16 protein-coding genes are annotated in these 21,271 nt (G+C 73.4%); 5 read left to right on the forward strand and 11 right to left on the reverse strand.

Annotated elements, in window-relative coordinates:
* The coding region (locus tag I003_RS33260; RefSeq protein WP_037721757.1) for an OB-fold nucleic acid binding domain-containing protein at positions 1–683 on the forward strand (683 nt) is incomplete at its 5' end.
* A gap of 150 nt (positions 684–833) precedes the next feature.
* Here I003_RS33260 and I003_RS0126045 read toward each other — a convergent pair.
* On the reverse strand, positions 834–1,217 hold the full coding sequence (locus I003_RS0126045) for a VOC family protein (protein WP_027774191.1): 384 nt from the start codon (positions 1,215–1,217) through the stop codon (positions 834–836).
* A 209-nt stretch (positions 1,218–1,426) separates the two neighbouring features.
* A complete protein-coding gene (locus I003_RS0126050; protein WP_027774192.1) occupies positions 1,427–2,599 on the reverse strand; it encodes an MFS transporter in 1,173 nt (390 codons plus the stop codon).
* A 53-nt stretch (positions 2,600–2,652) separates the two neighbouring features.
* Between I003_RS0126050 and I003_RS0126055 the strand changes: the two genes are divergently transcribed.
* Positions 2,653–3,408, forward strand: coding sequence for a helix-turn-helix domain-containing protein (locus I003_RS0126055; RefSeq protein ID WP_027774193.1), 756 nt, complete (start codon positions 2,653–2,655; stop codon positions 3,406–3,408).
* A 13-nt stretch (positions 3,409–3,421) separates the two neighbouring features.
* Here I003_RS0126055 and I003_RS0126060 read toward each other — a convergent pair whose 3' ends face one another.
* The 3 genes from I003_RS0126060 to I003_RS33265 are packed head-to-tail and all read right to left on the reverse strand — an operon-like array spanning position 3,422 to position 6,916.
* Complete coding sequence (locus I003_RS0126060; RefSeq protein WP_027774194.1) at positions 3,422–4,183, reverse strand: aminoglycoside adenylyltransferase family protein; 762 nt, start codon at positions 4,181–4,183, stop codon at positions 3,422–3,424.
* Positions 4,184–4,229: 46 nt separating this feature from the next.
* Positions 4,230–5,489, reverse strand: a complete 1,260-nt coding sequence (locus I003_RS0126065; RefSeq protein WP_027774195.1) for an FAD-dependent oxidoreductase — start codon at positions 5,487–5,489, stop codon at positions 4,230–4,232.
* Positions 5,486–6,916, reverse strand: coding sequence for an NAD(P)/FAD-dependent oxidoreductase (locus tag I003_RS33265; protein WP_051368486.1), 1,431 nt, complete (start codon positions 6,914–6,916; stop codon positions 5,486–5,488). The genes I003_RS0126065 and I003_RS33265 overlap by 4 nt, the downstream gene beginning before the upstream one ends.
* 222 nt (positions 6,917–7,138) lie before the next feature.
* Here I003_RS33265 and I003_RS0126075 point away from each other — a divergent pair, with 222 nt between their 5' ends.
* Complete coding sequence (locus I003_RS0126075; RefSeq protein WP_027774196.1) at positions 7,139–7,915, forward strand: DeoR/GlpR family DNA-binding transcription regulator; 777 nt, start codon at positions 7,139–7,141, stop codon at positions 7,913–7,915.
* Between the two features lie 161 nt (positions 7,916–8,076).
* On the opposite strand, the gene I003_RS0126080 is transcribed toward I003_RS0126075, so the two are convergent.
* From I003_RS0126080 to I003_RS0126090, 3 genes are all read right to left on the reverse strand, one after another.
* The gene (locus tag I003_RS0126080) at positions 8,077–9,441 is read right to left on the reverse strand and encodes a family 43 glycosylhydrolase (RefSeq protein WP_037721759.1); all 1,365 of its coding nucleotides are present in this window, start codon (positions 9,439–9,441) and stop codon (positions 8,077–8,079) included.
* 213 nt (positions 9,442–9,654) lie between these two features.
* A complete protein-coding gene (locus tag I003_RS0126085; RefSeq protein ID WP_027774198.1) occupies positions 9,655–12,936 on the reverse strand; it encodes a family 78 glycoside hydrolase catalytic domain in 3,282 nt (1,093 codons plus the stop codon).
* A 73-nt stretch (positions 12,937–13,009) separates the two neighbouring features.
* Complete coding sequence (locus tag I003_RS0126090; protein ID WP_027774199.1) at positions 13,010–13,375, reverse strand: hypothetical protein; 366 nt, start codon at positions 13,373–13,375, stop codon at positions 13,010–13,012.
* A 781-nt stretch (positions 13,376–14,156) separates the two neighbouring features.
* On the opposite strand from I003_RS0126090, the gene I003_RS0126100 reads away from it, so the two are divergent.
* Both I003_RS0126100 and I003_RS33270 read left to right on the forward strand, forming a co-directional pair.
* Positions 14,157–14,405, forward strand: coding sequence for an acyl carrier protein (locus I003_RS0126100; protein WP_027774200.1), 249 nt, complete (start codon positions 14,157–14,159; stop codon positions 14,403–14,405).
* A 130-nt stretch (positions 14,406–14,535) separates the two neighbouring features.
* Positions 14,536–16,170: an MFS transporter gene (locus I003_RS33270; protein ID WP_051368488.1), complete on the forward strand. Its 1,635-nt coding sequence runs from the start codon at positions 14,536–14,538 to the stop codon at positions 16,168–16,170.
* 36 nt (positions 16,171–16,206) lie between these two features.
* Here I003_RS33270 and meaB read toward each other — a convergent pair whose 3' ends face one another.
* Genes meaB through I003_RS0126120 form a run of 3 tightly spaced genes read right to left on the reverse strand, consistent with a single transcriptional unit; the run spans position 16,207 to position 21,182 of the window.
* A complete protein-coding gene (gene meaB / locus I003_RS0126110) occupies positions 16,207–17,184 on the reverse strand; it encodes a methylmalonyl Co-A mutase-associated GTPase MeaB (protein ID WP_027774201.1) in 978 nt (325 codons plus the stop codon).
* A 12-nt stretch (positions 17,185–17,196) separates the two neighbouring features.
* Positions 17,197–19,374, reverse strand: coding sequence for a methylmalonyl-CoA mutase (gene scpA, locus I003_RS0126115; protein WP_027774202.1), 2,178 nt, complete (start codon positions 19,372–19,374; stop codon positions 17,197–17,199).
* The gene (locus tag I003_RS0126120) at positions 19,371–21,182 is read right to left on the reverse strand and encodes a methylmalonyl-CoA mutase subunit beta (protein ID WP_027774203.1); all 1,812 of its coding nucleotides are present in this window, start codon (positions 21,180–21,182) and stop codon (positions 19,371–19,373) included. Before I003_RS0126120 ends, scpA begins: the two co-directional genes overlap by 4 nt.
* Between the last annotated feature and the right edge of the window lie 89 nt (positions 21,183–21,271).

Raw genomic sequence — 21,271 nt, forward strand, 5'->3', positions numbered from 1 at the left:
CGGACGAGCCGGGCTTCGGGCTCGACGTGCAGTTCGCGGACGAGGAGTGGGAGAAGTCCTATCTGCTCGCCCAGGAGCGGGAGATGCTCGGCCTCTACGTCTCCGACCACCCGCTCTTCGGCATCGAGCACGTGCTGGGTGACAAGGCCGACGCCTCCATCGCCGCGCTCAACGGCGGCGACCACGCCGACGGCGCCATCGTCACCATCGGCGGCATCATCTCGGGGCTGCAGCGCAAGATGACCAAGCAGGGCAACGCCTGGGCCATCGCCACCGTCGAGGACCTCGGCGGCTCGATCGACTGCATGTTCTTTCCGGCCACGTATCAGTTGGTCTCCACCCAACTCGTCGAGGACGCGATCGTCTTCGTCAAGGGACGGCTCGACAAGCGGGAGGACGTGCCCCGGCTGGTCGCCATGGAACTCACCGTCCCCGATCTCAGCGCCGCGGGCGAGCGCGCCCCGGTCCGCCTCGACATCACCGAGGCCCAGGTCACGCCCGAGTCCGTGGGCCGGCTCAAGGCGGTGCTCCAGGCCCATCCCGGCCCGTCCGACGTGCACCTGCGGGTGCGCGGCCGGTCCCGCACGACGGTCTACCGCCTCGGCCACCGCATCGCGCCGCGGCCGGAGTTCTGGGCGGATCTGAAGGCGGCGGTCGCGGTGAGCCGGGAGCCCGGGGCGTAGCGCACGCCGCGCCGGTCACGGGCGCGGCACGGCCGCCGCTTGCCGCCGGGCTCTACGCGGCCCTCGCGGTGCTGCTGCGCCACCTCCGCCCGATCGGCGCGGAGGACGGGAACGGGGCCGGGGAAGGGGACGGCTGAGGCGTACGGCGGCTCAGGGCCGGGTCGCCGCGCGCTCGGCCGCGCTGCGCAGTACGCAGAACTCGTTGCCTTCCGGGTCGGCGAGGACGGCCCAGCCGGTGCCGTCCGGGTTGCGGTGGTCGGCGACGAACGTGGCGCCGAGGCCGAGCAGCCGCTCCACCTCCTCCTCGCGCCGGGTCTCGGGGCGCAGGCACAGGTGGATCCGGTTCTTGCCGGTCTTGGGCTCCGGCACCTGGTTGAAGTGCAGGACGGGGCCCTCGGGCAGCAGCACCTGCGTCTCCGGCGAGCCCGGTCCGTCCTCCGGATGGACCGGGCTGCCGGTCACCCGGCTCCAGAGGAGCGACAGCCCGTAGGCGTCCGCACAGTCGATCGCGATGTTCTGCACTACCGAGGTCATGGCCGCACCCTGCCTCAGCACCCCCGGCGGCGCCACCGGATTACGCCCCGGCGGCGCACCTCCGTCAGGCGGACTCCGCCCCCGCCGGCAACCCAGTATGAAAGTCAGGCAAACCTAACCATTGTGGGCCGGGGAGATCCGGCCCGGGACTGCCGCCGGCCTCCCTCCCCGGGTTCCGCCCGCCCGACTGTCCCGCGGACGGCGGCAGTTCAGCGGTGCGTACCGGGCTCACCCAGCGAGCCCAGCAACAACAGACCCACCGCCGGCAGGACGATCAGCGGGCTCAGCGCCACGGTCAGCGAAGTCGCGTCGGCGAGCGCCCCGATGAGCGGGCCCGCCAGCCCGCCCGCGCTGACCGCCAGGCCCAGAGTGACGCCGCCCGCGGTGCCGACGTGCCGGGGCAGATAGTCCTGGCCGAGCGTGATGTGCAGCGAGAACGGCACGTACAGCCCGGCGGAGGTGAGGGCCACGAAGACGAAGACCGCGGGCCCCGGCACGAACACCACCCCGGCGACCGCCGGGCCGGTCAGCGCGTACGACCACCGCACCACCGGCAGCCGCCCGAACCGGGACGCGAGCCGCCCGCCCGCCACCGTGCCCACCGCACCGCCCAGATAGAGCACGAACAGCGCCGCGGTACCCGCCGCCGTACCGCCCGCGGTGCGGCCGGGCACGTACAGCGAGACGAACGCGCTCAGCCCCACGAACACCACCGACCGGCACACCACCGCCCCGGTCAGCCACGCGAAGGACGCCCAGTCGTCCCGGGCCGGGGCCGCACCCGCCGGGCCCGCACCGTCCGCCGGCACCGCCGGCGCGTACGGCCGCAGCGCGCGCAGTGCGGCGGCGCACAGCCCGGCTCCCGCCAGCGCCGGCAGCACCAGCAGCGGCGAGGCCCGCAGCCCGCCGGCCGCGGCGACGGCGGCCACCAGCGGGGGAGCGGTGGCGAAGCCGAGGTTGCCGCCGAGGGAGAACCATCCCATCGCGGTGTGGCTGCCCCCGCTCGCCCGCCGCGCCACCCGCGCGGCCTCCGGATGGTAGGCGGCGACCCCGACGCCGGAGAGCGCGACCACCGCAAGGGTCGCGGCGTACGAGCCCGACACCCCGGCCATCGCCACGCCCGCACCGGCCGTCAGCGTGCTCACCGGCAGCAGCCACGGCAGCGGGCGCCGGTCGGTCAGCACCCCGAACAGCGGCTGCACCACCGACGAGAGCAGCGAGGCCGCCAGAACGACACCGGAGGCCGCGGCGTACGAATACGCCCGTTCCGCGACGAAGAACGGCACCAGCGCCGCCACCGCCCCCTGGTACACGTCCACGCAGGCGTGCCCCACGGACAGCAGCGTCAAAGGCCGGAAACGGGCGGCGCGTGGCTCGGGCATCCCCCGATCGTCACCGAGCCAGCGCTGGCGAACTTCCGATAAAATGCCAATCCATGCCGGATATCCGCCACGCCCCCGAGGCGCCCACGCGGGCCAGGACGCTCGTCGCCGGCGAGCGCATCGACGCGCACCGGCACGACGACCACCAACTCATCTACGCCGGCTCCGGCGTGGTCGCCGTCACCACCGACGCGGGCACCTGGTTCGCCCCCGGCACCCGCGCGCTGTGGGTGCCCGCGGGCTGCGTTCATGCCCACCGCGCGTACGGCCACCTCCACCTGCACCTCGTCGGCGTGCCCGCGGCGACCGACCCCCTCGGGCTCGGCGCTCCCGGCGTCCTGGCCGTCAGCCCGCTGCTGCGCGAGCTGATCCTCGCCCGCACCCGTGAGCCGTACGACGACACCCCCGAGGGGCAGCGGCTGCGCACCGTCCTGCTGGACCAACTCCACGCCGCGGCCGCCGTCTCGGGGCACCAGCCCGTGCCGCTGCCCGCGCCGGCCGACCCGCGGCTCGCCGCCGTCTGCGACCTGCTGCACGCCGAGCCCGCCGACCAGCGCACGCTGGCCGCCCTGGGCCGGGCCGCGGGTGCGGGGGAGCGGACACTCAGCCGCCTCTTCCGCCGCGAGACCGGCATGACGTTCCCGCAGTGGCGCACACAGGTGCGCCTCTACCACGCGCTGCGGCTGCTCGCCGACGACGTGCCGGTGACGACGGTCGCGCACCGCTGCGGCTGGTCCTCGGCGAGCGCCTTCATCGACGTCTACCGCCGTGCCTACGGCACGACCCCGGGCAGCCACCGCCGCGGATGAGGGGCGCGGCCGGTCAGGTCCGGGACAGCTTCCCGATCTCGGCGGCCACGTACTCCGCGTGCGGACGCGCCCGCGCCCTCAGTTCCCCGCTCCAGCTCTCCTCCGTGTACCGGCTGCCGAGGTACAGCCGCCGCGCATGTTCCAGCACCGGCCGGTGCTCCGGCGGCAGCCGGGCGAGTGCCCACGCGGCGGCGGCGTCCTTGGCACGGATCCCCCCGGTGGCCAGCGTGCTCCAGATCCGCGCCAGCGTGAGCAGGACGTTGCGGGTGTCCTCGGCCAACCCCGCCAGCAGCTCCGGGACGCCGGCCGTGGCGGCGCGGACCACGTCCTCGTACGGCACCGGATCCAGGAGCCGCGCGGGCGGCGGCCCGGTCAGCGGGTGGTCGCCGGCCAGCACCATCGTGAGCACGATCGCCAGGTCGGGCACGGTCCCGGGCCGCGGCGGCCCGTCCGCCTCGAACTCCTCGCGCAGCCACTCCCCGTAGAGGAAGTCGCAGGCCGGCGGGTAGCGCCACGGCCGGACCGCGGACTGCACGACCACCGTCAGCTCCACCGGACGCAGTCCGCCGGTGAAGCCGGACAACCGCAGCAGCCCGTCGAGGAGCGCGCGCCGCTCATCATCGGTCAGGGACCGGCGGGCGACGACGAGCACGTCCAGGTCACTGGCCGGGCGGAGACCGCCGAGGACGGCGGAGCCGTGCAGGTAGGCGCCGGCGATCTCGGGGCCGAGCACGTCCTCGGCCAGCGCCATGACCTCGCGTACCTGATCTTCCATGGCACCAGTGTCGGTCACGGGCACCCCCGCCGTGGGCGCCGCCGCGCTACGGCTGCTGCACCCCGATCCGAACCGGCCCGCCCGTGGGCGAAACGCCGTTGAGCACGGTGGAGGGGATCCGGAAGGCGCGGCCGGGGGCGGCCGGCCAGGGGAGCCGGCGGACGGTGACGGTCCTTCCGTCCTGCCGGACGGTGATCCTGGGGAAGCGGATGAAGGTGTCCGCCCACAGCAGCAGCCGGCCGCGGGGTGGTGCCGGATCGCCGGGACGCAGGAGCTGGGGGGCGATCCAGCGGAACGGCGCCTCCGCGATCAGGCGGACGCCCTCGGCAGGCCGGCTTTCGCCGCGCAGGTGGCGGCGGACCTGTTCGGCCACGTGGCGGCCGTCGAGGGCGGCGACGGCCGCGGTGTCCACCGGGTGCAGGAGGTTGCCGGCGGCGTAGACCCCGGGCCGGCTGGTGCGCAGGGCGGTGTCCGTGAGAGGATCGAGGGTGCGGACGTCGAGGGCGAGGCCGGCGGCGCGGGCCAGTTCGTGGTCCGGGATCCAGTCGCCGGTGAAGACCACCGTGTCGCACGCCACTGTGCGGCGGCGGCGTGTGCCGAGATGCTCGATCTCCACGGCCTCGCAGCGGCTCCCGCCGATGATGCGGGTGACGCGGGTGCGGGTGGCCACGGGCACGCGCAGCGCCGTGCGCCCGGCGGCGTTGAACGCGCCGTAGGACTCCGCCCTGGGGTGTTCGCTGATCATCAGGGCGGGGACGCAGCCGGCTTCGCGGAGGGTGAGGACCGCGGACCAGCTCACGAGTTCACCGCCGACGATCACGGCGCGTTTGCCGACGGTCCGGTGGTGCAGGTGAACGAGATTCTGCAACTGGCCGGTGGTGAGGACGCCGTCGGGGCGGTCCCCGGGGATGAGGCGTGCCGTGCGGGGGCGCTCCCGCGCCCCGGTGGCCAGCACGATCGCCCGGGCACGGATGCGGTAGCGGCCCTCGGGGCCGGTGACCTCGACCGCATCGCCGTCGGACCAGCCGGTCACGGTGGTACGCGTGCGGATCTCGGCTCCGGCCGCGGCGGCCCGGCCGACGAGACGGCGGGCGTACGCGGGGCCGGACATCACCCGGCGCAGATCACGCATCCCGTAGCCGGTGTGAGCGCTGTGCCGGGGGACGCCGCCCGCGTCCGGCTCCCGGTCGACGACCAGCACCTTCCCGCCGCCGTGGGCGGCCAGCTCGGCGGCGGCTGTCAGCCCGGCGGGGCCGGCGCCGATCACGAGCACGTCGGGGGTGGTCGGAAGCGGCTGGTGGGTCATCGTTCGTCCCCGCTGTGACGGCCGTCGTGGATGCGGTGCCGCTCGAACAGCGCGGCGACGGCTGCGCCGCAGTAGAAGCCCTGGCAGCGGCCGTTCATGGCGCGGGTCCTGCGGCGCAGACCGCCCAGGGTCCGGGCGGGGAGGGCGGCATGGCAGGCGTCGCGGATCTCACCTTCGGTGACCCGTTCGCAGAAGCAGATGACGGTGCCGTAGGCGGGGTCGCGGGCGATGAGGCCGGCGTCCTGGTACGGGCGCGGGAAAACCTCCCCGAGGTTGGGCATCCGCGGCGGGTCGGGCAGTGTGCCGCGGGGCCGCATGGTCAGGCCGGCCTCCGCCAGCAGCCCGCGGACGTGCTCGGCGATGGCCATGCCCGCGGTCAGCCCCGTGGAGCGGATGCCGCCGACGAGGACGTAGCGCTGCCGCGGGGTGGCCTCGATGAGGTAGTCGGGGTGGTCGATCGCGGCGCGCAGGCCCGCGTAGGCGGCGGTGACCTCCTCGGTGAGCAGCCGCGGCATCAGGCGTCCGCCCTTGGCGAGGAGGAAGCCGAACCCCTCTTCCGACGTGGCCGTCGCGGTGCGGTCGGTGAGGTCCTCGGCGGTGGGACCGAGCATCACGTTGCCGTAGACGGTCGGGGCGATGAGTACGCCCTTGCCCCGGGACGTGGGCACGGGGAGGATGATCTTGTCGGCGAGCGGACGGGCCTGCTTGTCGAAGACGAGGAGTTCGCCGCGGCGGGGGGTGACCGTGAAGCGGTCGTGGCCGAGGAGCCGGTCGATGTGGTCGGCCCCGAGACCGGCCGCGTTGACGACCCAGCGAGCCCGTACCTCACCGGCCGCCGTGTGCAGGGTGGTCACCTCGTCTCCCGCGTCGATGCCGGTGACCGCGTGCCGGAGCAGCAGGGTGGTGCCGCGCCGCAGTGCGTCGGTGGCCAGCGCGAGGTTGGTGGTCCAGGTGCAGATGATGGCCTCGTCCGGGACGCTCAGACCGCCCAGTGCGCCCTCGCCGAGGTCGGGCAGGACCCGGTGGACGTCGTCGGCGCCGACGATCCGGCAGTGCTCGTAGCCGTTGGCTTCGGCCTTCTTTTTCAGCGCGGGCAGAGCCCGGAGTTCTTCGCCGGTCCAGGCCACCAGGAGGGCTCCGGTGCGTTCCACGGGGATGCCGGTGGCCCCGGCGTAGGCACCCAGCAGCCGGCAGCCCCGGGCGACCAGCTTCGATTCGAGCGAGCCGGGCTCGGCGTCGAAGCCGGTGTGGAGGATGGCGGTGTTGGCCTTGCTGGTGCCGTCGCCGACATCGTCGCGGGCTTCGAGCAGGGCGACGGCGAGGTCGTGTCCCGACAGATCGCGTGCGATGGCCGCGCCGACGATGCCTCCGCCGATCACCGCGACGTCGAAGACGCCGTCGCGCGGGCGCCGGGGGGTGACGGGCATGTGTGATCTCCCTTGGCCGCGGCCCCGACCCTGACGACCGTTTATGTGGATTTCTGACCGAGGATTCCTGCGATTGTGGATCTGCCGTACCTCCCTAGTCAAGGGAGGCCGAGGGGTGTCGTCGGCGCCGAGGCGGGGCGGTTCGGCCCGGAGCCCGGTGGACGCAACCTTAGGATGCAGTCACGGCTCCACAGAAACGGTCACCTATCCAAGGGGTGAGTCGTGCTCGCTGCCGAGCGACACCGCACGATCGTCGCCGAGATCTCCCGGCGCACGTTCGTCACCACCGACGACCTCACCACCCTGCTCGGTGTGTCCCAGGAGACGGTCCGCAGGGACCTGGCCCTCCTCGAACGGCGTGGCGCACTCTCCCGGGTCCACGGCGGCGCCACCAGTCGTCACGAGCCGGTCGGGGAGGAGGCGTCCTTCGCCGAACGCAGCGGCACCCGCGCCGACGAGAAGGTGGCCATCGGCAAAGCCGCGGCAGCCCTGATCAAGCCACACCAGACCGTCGTCATCGACGTCGGCACCACCGCCCTGGAGGTGGCGCGCGCCCTGCCCGCCGGCCATGTGGGTGTCGTCGCCACCCCCTCCCTGCTCGTGGCCGCGGAAGTCAGCACCCGTCCCGGGGTCGAGGTACTGGTCAGCGGCGGGCGGCTGCGTGCGGGCGATCTGGCCTGCTCCAACGCCCAGGCAGTGGAGTTCTTCGGCAACCTGCGCGCCGACGCCGCCTTCCTCGGCTCCGGGGGCGTCTCCGCGTACGGCCTGACCGACTTCCACCTGGACGAGGTCGCCACCAAGCGCGTCATACTCGCCGGCTCCTCCCACCGCTGCGTGCTCGCCGACTCCGGCAAGCTGGGCCGCACGGCGGCGCATCGCGTCTGCGAGCTGAACGGGTTCGACACCCTGATCACCGACCGGCCCTGCCCGCCCGAGCTGGGGGCCGCGCTCAGCCGGGCCGGTGGACACGTTCTTGTAGCCGGTCGCGTCCGCCGGTAGCACCCGCGCCCCCCTGGGAATCGGCCTGTCCGCCGGCGGCGCCCCGGCGTGGCAGGCGCCTGCCATGTCACGGTCCGGAGCGCATCGCGAGGCCGACCCGCGCCGGGCCCCGGGGCGAACAGCGGGCACGCGACCCCGGAAGCGAGGCCCGGCGCCGGGACTCAGGCGATCTCGATGCTGTCCAGCTCGGCGAAGAACGCGCCCTTGCCGAGGCGGATGGTGTTCCACCCCTCGACGAGCTGGACCTGTTGCTCGACCGTGGTCCAGTTGTCCCAGCCGGTGAACGGGTAGTTCACCGCGCCGGCGGCGGCGCCGTTGACCGTCAGCGTGTGTGTCGAGGCCACCTGGGCCGAGCCGTCGAGGGAGCCGTTGCCGTAGCGGACGGACAGGGTGTGCGCACCGGCCGCGGGGGTGAAGACGGAGAACTCCACGTAGCTGTCGGGGAAGTCGATGTGTCCGACGGCCTTGCCGTCGAGCGCGCCGGCGGCGTCGCGGACGGTGGCGTTGTGCACGGTGGCGTTCTCCGCCTGGTAGAGCACCTTGCTGCCGTCCACGACCGGGTACCCGTTCGCCCAGCCGATGCCGGCCGCGTACATCGAGCGCCGCGAGTGGTCCGCGCTCCAGCCGTGGAAGAGGATCCGGTCCTTGCCGTCCGGGCCGGTGACGACGTCCTGTCCGCCGGGGCCGATGACGGCGCCGGAGAAGGTGTCGGTGGTCATCAGCGGGTTGAACGCCTTGGTGTACGGGCCGGTGAGGCTGCCGGCGACGGCGTAACTCGTCTTGTAGCGCTCGCCGTCGTAGAAGTCCGCGGAGTACAGCAGGACGTACGTGCCGCCGCGCTTGACGAGAGTCGGGGCCTCGATGACGTTGCCCTCCCAGGGCCGGTCCTGGCGGATGAGCCGCGACGCCGGACCCGTGGTGGCCGTGCCGTTCGCGTTGACGGGCTGGAGGTGCAGCCAGGTGTCCTGACTGCAGCAGTTTCCGTCGTTCTTCCAGAGCATGTAGCGCTGCCCGCCCTCGGTGTAGCTGGAGGCGTCGATGGCGCCGCCCTGATCGGCGGGGCAGACCAGCGGGCCGTCGCCCGTGGGTTCGAACGGGCCTGCCGGGGTCGCCGCCAGGGCGACACCGATGCACTGCTTGTCGCTGGCCAGGTCGCGTGCGGTGTAGTGCATGGTGAAGCCGGCCCCGTTGTCGAAGACCTCGGGCGCCCAGACCAGCCCGCTGTTCGGCGCCGCCCAGTCGCCCAGCCGGGGCAGCACGTCGGCGCCGTCCAGCGACCAGGAGGCCAGGTCGGTGGAGGTGGCGTGCTGGATGTTCCTGCCGGCGCCGTTGGTGGCGTAGGCGTGGTACATGTCGCCCGCCTTGACGACGTCCGGGTCGGCGAAGTTCGCGTCGAGAACCGGCGGGCCGGGGGCGGCGGCGGGCCCGGGGCCCGCGGCGGCGGACGAGCCGGGGACGGCGAAGGCGGCGACGGCGGCGAGGACGGCGGCCGCGGCGGTGGCGGCGCGGGCGGGGCGCGGGGACACGGAAGCTCCTTCCGGGAGCGGACTCCGGGCGGCGGCACGGGCCGGCCGCGGTGGGGGATGAGCTGCACGCGCTATTACATCGTTGGAATCGCCGCTCACGGTAAGGAGCCGCACCGGAGGTGTCAACGACCGCCGCGGGCACGGGCGTTGCCGGGGCGGCGGCATGCCGCATGCCGCCGCCCCGCACTGAATGGTTTCAATCCGCGGCTTCTGTCACGGCTTCCCGGTGAACGTCCACGAGCCGTGCGGCACCCGGTACAGCACGAAGCCGGGCTCGGCCCGGACGAACTCGGCGCCCTCCGGCTCCCGTACGTCCGCGCGCGAGGCGCTCGGCACGTGCACCTCGGCGGTCGACCCCACCGGTACCCGGACCGTCAGGCGCACCGTCGCGTCGATCCGCGACCACGACACGGCTGCCGGCCCGCGCACCGTGTGCAGCTCTGTGCGCGCCCAGTCCACCCCGGTGCGCGCGTCCGGGCGTACGGAGAACGTGCGGTAGCCGGCGTCGCCCGGCCGCAGGCCGGCCACGTTCTCGTACAGCCACTGCACGACCGTGCCCTGGAAGTAGTGGTCCCGCGAGCGTGAGTCGAGCTGCCACATCTCCCACATCGTGTCCGCGCCGTTGTCGAACCAGTAGCCCCAGCTCGGGTACGTGCGCTGGGTCGCGATGGCGTGGGCGACGTCGCCGTGGCCCTCGGCGGTCAGGGCCCGCAGCAGCACGCTGGTGCCCAGCGCGCCGGTGTTGAGGTGGTTGCCGCGCTCCTCGATGTCCGCGAGCAGCGACGCGGTGACGCTCGCCCGCGCCCCCGCCGGCACCAGGCCGAAGGCCAGCGGGATGCAGTTGTTCGTCTGCCGGTAGTCCGGGTCCTTCGCCGTGCGGTAGTGCCCCTCGGGCGCCAGGAACGCGGCGTTCAGCGCCTCCTTGAGACCGTCCGCGGCGGCGAGATAGCGGTCCCGGGTGCCGGTCTCGCCGGCGACTTCCGCCATCGCCGCGGTGTCGGTGAGCGCCCGGTACAGATAGGAGGTGGCGGTCAGGCGTGTGTCCTCGGGCGGGTTGCCGCCGTAGCCGGGCGGCAGGTAGTCGCCGAGCGCGGTGACCGCCAGCCCGTCCACCAGCCGGTCCAGCTCCCAGTCCAGATAGCGGGTCAGCGCCGGCAGGTGGTCGTGAACGACGCGCTCGTCGCCGTACACCCGGTACATCTCCCGGATGAGGAACGGGTAGACCGTCGTCCACTCCGGCGACGGGCCGAGGTCGTGGTAACCCCAGCCGCCGCTGGGCACGATCACGGGCAACTGGCCGGCGGCGTTCTGGCTGTCGCGGAGGTCGTCCAGCCACTTGCCGAGCATCCGGTGCATGCCCAGGGCGAACATCATCACGGGCGCGCCCACCTGCGCGTCGCCGGTCCAGCCGTTCTTCTCGTACATCGGGGTGTCGGTGGGGATGCCGTGCAGGTTGTTCTGCACGGTGCGGCGCATGGCCCGCTCCAGTTGCTCGTAGAACGGCTCGGAACAGGCGAACGTCCCGGTGTCGGCCACCGGCGTGTGGACGACCCGGCCGAGCACGTCGCCGGGATCCGGCTTCGCGGGCAGCCCGCTGATCTGCACGTAGCGGAAGCCCTTGTAGGAGAACCGGGGCTCCCACACCTCCGCGGACCCGCCGCCGGCGCAGACGTACTCGTCGGTCTGGAAGCGGCCCGGCACATGGCCGGTCTCGGCGTGCACGCTGCCGTCGGCCTTGAGCTTCTCGCCGTGCACGAGCCGTACGACGGTGCCCGCCGGGGCCCGGACGGAAAGCCGTGACCAGCCGGCCAGGGTGCGGCCCATGTCGACGATCCAGGTGTCGCCGTGGGCGGTGACGGCCGTCGGCCGGACGGTGTCGATGACGCGGATCGCGTCGTGGGGCTGGGCGCGCAGCGCCCCCTTGGGCGGCTCCTGGCGGGCGGGGGCCGCCCAGCCGGCGTCGTCGAAGCCCGCCTCGGTCCAGCCCGCGGGGTGCTCGCGGGCGTCGTAGGTCTCGCCGGCGTAGAGGGAGTCGGAGCGGGTGGGGCCGTCGGTGAGGCGCCAACCGCCGTCGGTGGCCACGGTGGTACGGGCGCCGTCGGGGTGCTCAATCTCCAACTGCGCGAGGAGGCGGGGCTCGCCGTGCCAGGGCGGGGTGTGCCAGTTCCAGACGTTGGGCGTCGTCATGCCGAAGAAGCCGCGGCCGAGGGTGACGCCGATGGCGTTGGCGCCCCGTCTGACGAGATCCGTGACGTCGTGGACGGCGTACAGCACGGTCTCGTCGTAGTCGGTGAAGCCCGGGTCGAGCACCTGCCGGCCGACGCGGCGTCCGTTGATCTCGGCGTCGTAGTACGCGAGTCCGCTGATGTAGAGGCGGGCGCGCCGCACCGGCTTGCCGACGGCGAACTCGCGGCGCAGCAGCGGCGCCGGCCGCACCTCGGCGGGCACCTGCGCTCCGGTTCCCCAGGGGCCTTCGCCGTACGGTGCGAGCACCGCCGCCTCGGCCCAGCCGCCGTCGTCGAAGCCCGGCTGCTGCCAGCCTTCCTGCTCGTCCTCCGCGCAGCGCCAGCCGGGACCGGTGACCAGTTCGGTGACGTCGTCGCCGCGGTGCACCATCAGGCGCACGAGCAGGCCGCCGGGGTTGACCGAGGCGCCGCCGCGGTTGGTGGCCCGGACGGCGACGACCACCCGGCCGTCCGCGGCGCGGACGGCGTCGGTGACGTCGGCCAGCCGGCCGGTGCGCCAGCCGTCGGTCTGCTGCGGGGCGTGCAGCACCTGCGTGCCGTCGAGGAAGAGGGTGAAGTCGTCGTCGGCGGTGGCCACGATCCGTGCCGCCGACACCTCGACCCCGGCGGGCAGATCGAGGGCGGCGCGGAACCAGACCGGGCCGGCGGGGGCGTCCTGCGGGGTGGCGCCGGGGGCCCAGATCCACGACGCGCCCGTGAAGCCGGGCGGCTCGGGCGCGGCGTCGGCGCCGATCCAGTGGCCCCGCCAGTCGCCGTCCGCCAGTGCCGTCTCCCACCAGCTCCACCTGCTCCAGTCGGACTGCCGGCCCCGGCCGTCCCAGACCCGAACCTGCCAGTGGTAGCGGGTGCGGGTCTTCAGCGTGGGCCCGCCGTAGGGGATGCCGACGGTCTGCGCCGAGGCGACGCGTCCGGAGTCCCACACCGCGGGACCCTTGCCGCCGGCGTCCAGCGACACCCGGACCTGGTACGCGCTCTGCCGCGCCCCGCTCCCCGGCGCGGACAGCTCCCAGCTCAGCCGGGGTGCGGCGACGTCGGTGCCGAGCAGGGAGGGCGCGTACTCGACCGTGGTGCGCTCGACGCGCAGCCCCGCCTCGCCGCCGCGTTCGCCGTCCCGGCCGGCCGCGGCGACGGGGACGGCGCCCTGGCCGACGCCGATGACGCCGGCTGTCGCGCCGGCGGCTGCGGAGGTGCGCAGAAAGGCCCGCCGGTTCCATGCACTTCCGTTGTTCGTCTCGCGCTCGTGGCTCATCGCACGTCCCTTGCTCGAGGATGGCGTGTCCGAAGGTCAGGTTGAAACGTTTCAATCCGACTCTTCGAAAATCCTAGATCGACGGGTCGGACAGCTCAAGAGTCGTGCAGCGACAGGCGGACGGGGTCGCGCCACCGCGCGACACACCGGCCGAGCCCGCGCCCGGCCCGGCCCCGGCGGTCTTTCCCAGGCGATGGTCACGCTCTTCGCGGCCGCCGCGGGCTTCGGCGTCGCCGGCGTCTCCCACTGCCGGCCGCTGCTGACCGCGATCGCGGACACCTTCGACGTCAGCAGCGACGCCGCCTCGCTGATCGTGGTCGCGAGCCGCGTCGGCTACGCTGCCGGCCCCGCGCTGCTGCTGCCCCGGGGCGACATCGTCAACAACGAGCGCCCGGTGGTGAATCTGCTGCTCGGTGGTTGCGTCGTCGTGCTCGACCACGGCGTGCAGACGCCCCGTCGGAGACGAAACAGCCGCCGAGGAGCGTCTCGGCCACCGCCCGGCCGGTGTGCCGGCGCGTCACGAGCTGGAGCAACTCCGCCGGCGTCACGTCCGCCGGCTTCTTGCCGGGCAGGGTCTCGGGCATGATCCCCCGGATCGTGCGCGCGAGCGTACGCGGAATCCCCGGGTAGCGCGAAGATGGCATCACGGTCGACGTCTTACCGGCGGAGTAGGTGCCGGATATGGCAATCTTCATCGCTGTGAAGTCCCCGGTTCGGTCGGGACCGGCCGGTTCGGGCGAACCGGCCGGAATGCCGGGTCTCGGTCGTGCTCACCCGGTTCACCGTACTGGTCGGACACGACGGAAACGCGGGTGAGCGGCGGTAGCAATATATTGGCAGAAGCGGCCTCACCGATGGATTCTCCCTCGCCGCCGGGAAGGGGCGTCGGCTACGGTGCAGTTGCCTGGATAACGATTTCTCAGCCTGCATCGCAGTCGGCGCAGAGGGTCCGACGCACCCCCATGCCGATTCGGAACATATGTCATCGAAAGAGGCGTCAGTACGGGGGAGAGGCCGCTCATGCAATCCACTCGCTCTCACGGACGCCGTGGCGGCGGGTGAACTGACGGCAAGGGACACTGTCGTCCCGGCCGCGTTCGGCGGCGGACTTTCGTAGGAATCGATCGCACTCACCTGGCCGGGAATCGTCACGGCATGAACGATGGAATCGCGGCCGGCGCACGTAGGGAAAGCAAGGAAGATCGGAACGGAGTTCACCTGTGACATCGTCGACACGGCAACTTGCCGAAGAACTGCTGGATCTCCTCACCACAGAATTCGGGGCACCGGAGGGAACCACCGTCCAGACCTCTTTCGATATCATGGAATTCGACTCTCTCGTGCTGGTGGAAGTCGCCGTGGAGCTGAGTCGGCGCTTCGAGAGGGACGTCTCCCATGAGGAAATCCAGGAGGCCGGAAACGTCACGGGCATTGTCGAGTTACTGAAGTCCAAAGGCGTGCCGGTCTGATACGTCCCGCGTCGGTCTCCGCGTCGAGCCCTGCGCGCCGCCGCTCCCCGCGGCGGCGCCGTCCGGCGCGCCCTTTCGTGGCATGTCGGCCCGTTGCCCGCTGCACCGGCCCGGCGGGAGTATGACCGCCATGACCTCCGGACCCGTCACACGGCAAACACCCCGGCACCAGGCGGGCCTGGTGCTGCTGGCCTGTGTGCTGGCCTCGTCCCTGGTGGGCATGGACAGCCTGATGACCACCGTCGCGCTGCCCGCCATCGCCGGTGACCTCGACGCCGGCATGGCCGTGCAGCAGTGGATCGTCGCCGCGTTCCTCCTCGCCGTCGGCAGCCTGATCCTCGTCGGCGGGGCGCTGGGGGACGTCTACGGCCGCCGCCTGGTCTTCGCCGTCGGCACGGCCGGGTTCGGGGCCGCCGCCCTGGTGTGCGCGCTGGCGCCGAACGCCGGAGTGCTCGTCGCCGGCAGGCTGCTGCAGGGCACCGCCGCCGCGTTGCTGCTGCCGAGCGTGCTCGCCGTCATCACCGGCGCGTTCGGCAAGGCGGACCGCTCGCGGGCGATAGCCCGCTGGTCCGCGTGGAGCGGGCTGTCCGTGATCGCCGGCCCCGTCGTCGGAGGGCTGCTCATCGACGCCGTGTCGTGGCGGGCGGTCTACTGGGCCGAACTGCCCTGCGCCGCGGTCGTCGTCGTCCTGATCCTGCGCGCGACCCCGCCCGGTGACGGCACGGCCGGCGCCTCCGTCGACGCCACCGGCGCCACGCTCGCCGTCCCCGCGGTCGGCGGGCCGGCCTTCTACCTCATCCAGGCGCCGCGCAGCGGCTGGGCCGACCCGCCCACCCTCGCCGCGCTCGTCGCCGGCCTCGCGTCGCTCGTCGCGTTTCTGGCCTGGCAGCGCCGCGCCCGTGACCCGCTGCTGCCGCCCGCGCTCTTCCGAATCCGGGCGTTCGCCGCCATCAACGCCACGACGTTCGTCCTCTACGGCGCGCTCATCTCCTGCGGCACGTACACGATCCTCTTCCTGCAGGAGAACCTCGGCTACAGGCCGGCCCCCGCCGGCATCGCGGGCGCCGTACCGATCATCGTCCTGTTCGTGCTCTCCGGGCGCTTCGGCGTGCTCGCCGACCGCCACGGCGGCCGGCCCTTCATCGCGGGCGGCTCGCTGCTCGCCGGGCTCGGCATGCTCCTGCTGCTGCGCGCCGAGGCCGGGACCTCGATGTGGACCGTCGTGCTCCCGTCGGTCCTGGTGCACGGGCTGGGCCTGGCGATGCTCGTCGCGCCGCTCACCTCCGGCGTGATGTCCGCCGCGCCCGCCGACCGGGCCGGGATCGCCTCCGGCATCAACAACGCCCTCGCCCGGATCGGCAGCATGATGGCCATCGCGGTGCTCGGCGTCGTCATCTCCGTGCAGTTCTCCGCGGATCTCGACGACGGACTCGCGCGCGCCGGCATCGAGGCGCCGGACGACGCCGTACTCGACGATGTGCGCGAACGGCCGCTCTCCGACGAGCCGCCCGCCGCGCTCCCGGTCGACGAGCGCGCGGCGCTGGAACCGTTGCTCGCGGACGCCTCCGCGTCGGCGTTCCGCACCGGCGCCGGTGTCGCCGGCGGCCTGGCGGTGCTGGCCGGGGCGATCGCCTGGGCCGGCTACCGGGACCCGAAGGCGCCGGCCTTCGACGCCGCCGGCACCCTCGGCTGCCCGATCACCGGCGCCCGCGACCACACCGGGGCCCCGCCGATCGGGTCGCGCACCGGGCAGCCGGTGAGCTGAACACCGCCGCGCCCACGGCCCTCCGCCGCGGCCCGCTCAGCCGCCGAACGCGTCCAGGATCCGCTCCGCCGCCCGGGTAGCCGTCAACGTGCCGTCCCTGACCTGCCGTTCCAGCACGGGCGCCAGGGCGCCGACCGCCGGGTCGGCGCGCAGCCGGCCCAGCAACGACTCGCGCACCATTGTCCACGTCCACTCCACCTGCTGATCACGCCGCCGGCCGGCCAGCCGGCCGGTGCTCTCCAGCAGCTCGCGGTGGTGCTCCAGGCGGTCCCAGACCGTGTCGAGCCCCGTCGCCTCACGCGCACTGCAGTGCAGCACCGGAGGCGTCCAGAAGGCTCCCTTGCCGTGCATCAGCCGCAGCGCGCCCGCCAGTTCCCGCGCCGCCGACCGGGCGTCGCGCTCGTGCGGCCCGTCCGCCTTGTTGACGGCGATCACGTCCGCGAGCTCCAGCACGCCCTTCTTGATGCCCTGCAGCTGATCCCCCGTGCGGGCGAGCGTCAGCAGCAGGAAGGAGTCGACCATGTTCGCGACGGCGGTCTCGGACTGGCCCACCCCCACGGTCTCCACCAGCACCACGTCGTAGCCGGCCGCCTCCATCACCACGATCGACTCGCGCGTGGCCTTCGCGACCCCGCCGAGCGTGCCCGCGGTGGGGGAGGGGCGGACGAAGGCGGCAGGGTCCACGGCCAGCCGCTCCATGCGCGTCTTGTCGCCCAGGATCGACCCGCCGGTGCGGCTCGACGACGGGTCGACGGCCAGCACCGCCACCCGGTGTCCGAGTCCCGTCAGCATGCTGCCGAAGGCGTCGACGAACGTCGACTTCCCCACGCCCGGCACCCCGCTGACCCCGATGCGCCGGGCGTTCCCGCTGTGCGGCAGCAGCTCGGTCAGCAACTCCTGGGCCAGCGCGCGGTGCTGCGGCCGGGTGGACTCCACGAGCGTGATGGCACGGGCGATGACCGCGCGCTTGCCGCCGAGGACACCCTTGACGTACGTGTCGAGGTCCATGGCCACCTGTTCACTCGCTCACGCGGCGCCGTGACCGAGACCGGCGGCCAGTTGTTTCACCAGGTCGTACGCGGCGTCGGGGATCACGGTGCCCGGCGGGAAGACCGCCGCCGCGCCCATGTCCAGCAGCGTCGCGACGTCCTGCGGCGGGATCACGCCGCCCACCACGACCATGATGTCCGCGCGTCCCTCCTCCGCCAGGGCCTCGCGCAGCGCCGGCACGAGCGTCAGGTGCCCGGCGGCCAGCGACGACACCCCCACGATGTGCACGTCCGCCTCGATCGCCTGCCGCGCCACCTCGGCCGGGGTCTGGAAGAGCGGGCCGACGTCCACGTCGAAGCCGAGGTCGGCGAAGGCCGTGGCGATCACCTTCTGCCCGCGGTCGTGCCCGTCCTGGCCCATCTTCGCGACCAGGATGCGCGGTTGCCGGCCCTCGGCCTCCGCGAACTCGGCCACCAGCGCCCTGGTCCGCGCCACCGACTGCGACTCGCCCGCCTCGTTCCGGTACACACCGGAGATCGTACGGATCTGCCCGGCGTGCCGCCCGTAGACCGTCTCCAGCGCGTACGAGATCTCGCCCACCGTTGCCCGGGCGCGCGCGGCCCGTACCGCCAGCTCCAGCAGGTTTCCCCCGCCTCCGGCGGCCCGCGCCAGGTCGTCCAGCGCACCACGGCAGGCGGCCTCGTCGCGCTCCGCGCGCAGCCGCTCCAGCTTCGCGATCTGCTGCGCCCGCACCGCGGAGTTGTCGACCTTCAGCACCTCGATCTTCTCGTCGGACTCCACCCGGTACTTGTTCACGCCGATCACCGGCTGCCGTCCGGAGTCGATCCGGGCCTGGGTGCGCGCCGCGGCCTCCTCCACCCGCAGCTTGGGGATGCCCGCGTCGATCGCCTGCGCCATCCCGCCGGCCTGCTCGACCTCCTCGATGTGCTGCCAGGCCCGCCGCGCCAGGTCGTACGTCAGGCGCTCCACGTACGCGCTGCCGCCCCACGGGTCGACCACGCGCGTCGTACCGGACTCCTGCTGCAGCAGCAACTGGGTGTTCCGGGCGATCCGCGCGGAGAAGTCCGTCGGCAGCGCCAGCGCCTCGTCCAGCGCGTTGGTGTGCAGCGACTGCGTGTGGCCCTGGGTGGCGGCCATCGCCTCGACGCAGGTGCGCGTCACGTTGTTGTACACGTCCTGCGCCGTCAGCGACCAGCCGGAGGTCTGCGAGTGCGTGCGCAGCGAGAGCGACTTGGGATTCTGCGGGTCGAAGCGTGTGACCAGCTTCGCCCAGAGAAGACGTGCCGCGCGCAGCTTGGCGATCTCCATGAAGAAGTTCATGCCGATCGCCCAGAAGAACGACAGCCGCGGTGCGAAAGCGTCCACGTCCAGGCCGGCGTCCCGGCCCGCGCGGATGTACTCCACGCCGTCGGCGAGGGTGTACGCCAGCTCCAGGTCGGCCGTCGCGCCCGCCTCCTGGATGTGGTAACCCGAGATCGAGATCGAGTTGTAGCGCGGCATGTTCCGCGAGGTGAAGGCGAAGATGTCGGAGATGATCCGCATCGACGGATTCGGCGGGTAGATGTAGGTGTTGCGGACCATGAACTCTTTGAGGATGTCGTTCTGGATGGTCCCCGCCAGCTTCTCCGGCGGCACCCCCTGTTCCTCCGCCGCCACGATGTACAGCGCCAGCACCGGCAGGACCGCACCGTTCATCGTCATCGACACGGTCATCCGGTCCAGCGGGATGCCGTCGAAGAGCTGCCGCATGTCGAGAATCGAGTCGATCGCCACGCCCGCCATGCCGACGTCGCCGGTCACCCGCGGGTGGTCGCTGTCGTAGCCGCGGTGGGTGGGCAGGTCGAAGGCCACGGACAAGCCCTTCTGGCCGGCCGCCAGGTTGCGCCGGTAGAAGGCGTTGGACTCCTCGGCGGTGGAGAAGCCGGCGTACTGCCGGATCGTCCAGGGCTGGTTGACGTACATCGTCGGGTACGGGCCGCGCAGATACGGTGCGATGCCCGGGTAGGTGTCCAGGAAGTCCAGGTCCGCCAGGTCCTGCGCGGTGTACAGCGGCCGGACCGCGATGCCTTCGGGCGTCTCCCAGCCGAGGTCGCCGCCGTCGCCGCGGCGCTTCACCGCGGCTCGCCACTCGTCTGGGCCGGCCGCCGGGGCCGGGGTGCCCAGCTCGATGTCCGAGAAGTCGGGGACGGTCATCGGGCCACTCCCATGCGGTCGAGTGCGTCGGTCAGCACGGCCACGGCGTCGCAGCCCGCGTGGACGTAGGTGTCGGCACCGTCGTACGGGCCCGGGCGCCCGGCGAGGTACACGTGCCGCGCCCCGGCGGCCCGCAGCTCCGCCGCGGCGGAGGCGCCCTGCTCCTCGTACACCGCGTCGGCGGAGCACAGGCACGCCTCGGCCGCACCGCTCTCCGCGAAGGTGCCGCCGGTGACGGGCTCGATGCCACCGGCCTGGAACAGGTTCGCGGCGAAGGTCAGCCGCGCCGTGTGCACCGCGGCGGGGCCCAGCGCGGCGAGGAAGACGCGCGGCCGGGCGCCGGTCGCGGCCAGATGCGCGTCCGAGCGCGCCCGCAGCGCCTCGAACGCCTCGTCCCTGCGCACCCGCGGCAGCCCGCCGGACGGCGGCTCGGGCAGCGGCTCGCGGACGACGGGCTGTTCCGCCAGGTCGGGGAATTCGCTGACCCCGGTCACCGGCTCGCGCCGGCTGGCGAGGTGCTCGCCGCGCTCGGCCCAGGTGCGTGCCAGCCGCTCGCCGACCATTCCGGAGCGCAGCGCGGCGGCCTGGCCGCCGGCCCGCTCGATCTCCTGGAAGAACGCCCAGCCGGCGTGCGCGAGTTCGTCGGTCAGCCGCTCCACGTACCAGGAGCCGCCCGCCGGGTCGATGACCCGCGCCAGGTGCGACTCCTCGACGAGGATGGCCGAGGTGTTGCGGGCGATGCGCCGGGAGAAGGTGTCCGGCAGGCCGATCGCGTGGTCGAAGGGGAGCACGGTCACGGCGTCCGCTCCGCCGACCCCGGCGGCGAGGGTGGCCACCGTGGTCCGCAGCATGTTCACCCAGGGGTCGCGGCGTGTGGCCATCACCGTCGAGGTCACCGCGTGCTGGAGCTGCGCGCCCGCCGCGGGCGCCCCGCAGACCTCCGCCACCCGCGCGAACAGCCGCCGCGCGGCCCGCAGCTTGGCGACCGTCAGGAACTGATCGGCGGTGGCCGCGTACCGGAACTCCACCTGGCCGCACGCCTGCGCGGCGCTCAGCCCCGCGGCGGTCAGCTCCCGCAGATAGGCGACCGCCGTGGCCAGGGAGCAGCCCAGCTCCTGCGCCGCGGATCCGCCGGCCTCGTGGTACGGCAGCGCGTCCACGGTGACGGCCCGAAGGCCCGGGTGACGGTCGGTGCACAGCCGGGCGAGGGCGGCCATGGCGGCGGTGTCCCGGGGGACTCCGGTACGGGCCTCGTGGCCGAGGGGGTCGGCGCCCAGGCCGCCCCGGGCGGCGTCGGCGGCGACCCCGCGCTCCTCATACAGCCGCAGCAGTTCCCGCGCGGCCGGCTCGGTCTCGGCGCCGGCGTCGAGGACGACGGGCGCCAGATCGAGGTAGACGTCCTTCAGGACGTCCGCCAGGGCCGCCACGGGTATGCCGTCACCGCCGACGGCGAGCCACAGGGACGTGGTGCCGTTCTCGAGATCGTCGAGTACCGCCCCGGCGTCGGGCACCGCGTGCCGCTGGCGTACGTCCCAGCCGCCCGCGGTGTTCCCCTCCGGCCGCCCGCCGCGGACGAACGGCGCGAAGCCGGGCAGCCCCGGGTCCGGTGCGCGGTGACGCGCGGTGTAGAGCGGCGAGGTGCGCAGCCCGTCGCCGACGGGGGTGGAAAGCAGCGCCTCCGCCTCGGCGCCCGAGACGTCCTTCCCGGACTTGCGCAGCACGCCGGCCACCAGGTGCTGCCACTGCTCGTGCGACGCGTCGGGGAACTCGGCCGCCAGGGAGAGCCCGTCATCGGGCAGGACAGTCATGGTCGGATGCTAGCCAGGCGGGCTAAAGGATGGGTGAGGGCAGCCTCGGGTGTGACCATGTTCTCGTTCCGGGCCGGCGGCTGACGGGA

Source organism: Streptomyces sp. CNQ329 (assembly GCF_000482585.1).

What these genes read in the sequence shown, in the direction of transcription:
- I003_RS0126045 (WP_027774191.1), bottom strand. Translation starts at nt 1,217, where the DNA reads ATGACCTCGGTAGTGCAGAACATCGCGATCGACTGTGCGGACGCCTAC.
- I003_RS0126085 (WP_027774198.1), bottom strand. Translation starts at nt 12,936, where the DNA reads ATGAGCCACGAGCGCGAGACGAACAACGGAAGTGCATGGAACCGGCGG.
- I003_RS0126120 (WP_027774203.1), bottom strand. Translation starts at nt 21,182, where the DNA reads ATGACTGTCCTGCCCGATGACGGGCTCTCCCTGGCGGCCGAGTTCCCC.
- I003_RS0126050 (WP_027774192.1), bottom strand. Translation starts at nt 2,599, where the DNA reads ATGCCCGAGCCACGCGCCGCCCGTTTCCGGCCTTTGACGCTGCTGTCC.
- I003_RS0126065 (WP_027774195.1), bottom strand. Translation starts at nt 5,489, where the DNA reads ATGACCCACCAGCCGCTTCCGACCACCCCCGACGTGCTCGTGATCGGC.
- I003_RS0126055 (WP_027774193.1), top strand. Translation starts at nt 2,653, where the DNA reads ATGCCGGATATCCGCCACGCCCCCGAGGCGCCCACGCGGGCCAGGACG.
- I003_RS33265 (WP_051368486.1), bottom strand. Translation starts at nt 6,916, where the DNA reads ATGCCCGTCACCCCCCGGCGCCCGCGCGACGGCGTCTTCGACGTCGCG.
- I003_RS33270 (WP_051368488.1), top strand. Translation starts at nt 14,536, where the DNA reads ATGACCTCCGGACCCGTCACACGGCAAACACCCCGGCACCAGGCGGGC.
- scpA (WP_027774202.1), bottom strand. Translation starts at nt 19,374, where the DNA reads ATGACCGTCCCCGACTTCTCGGACATCGAGCTGGGCACCCCGGCCCCG.
- I003_RS0126060 (WP_027774194.1), bottom strand. Translation starts at nt 4,183, where the DNA reads ATGGAAGATCAGGTACGCGAGGTCATGGCGCTGGCCGAGGACGTGCTC.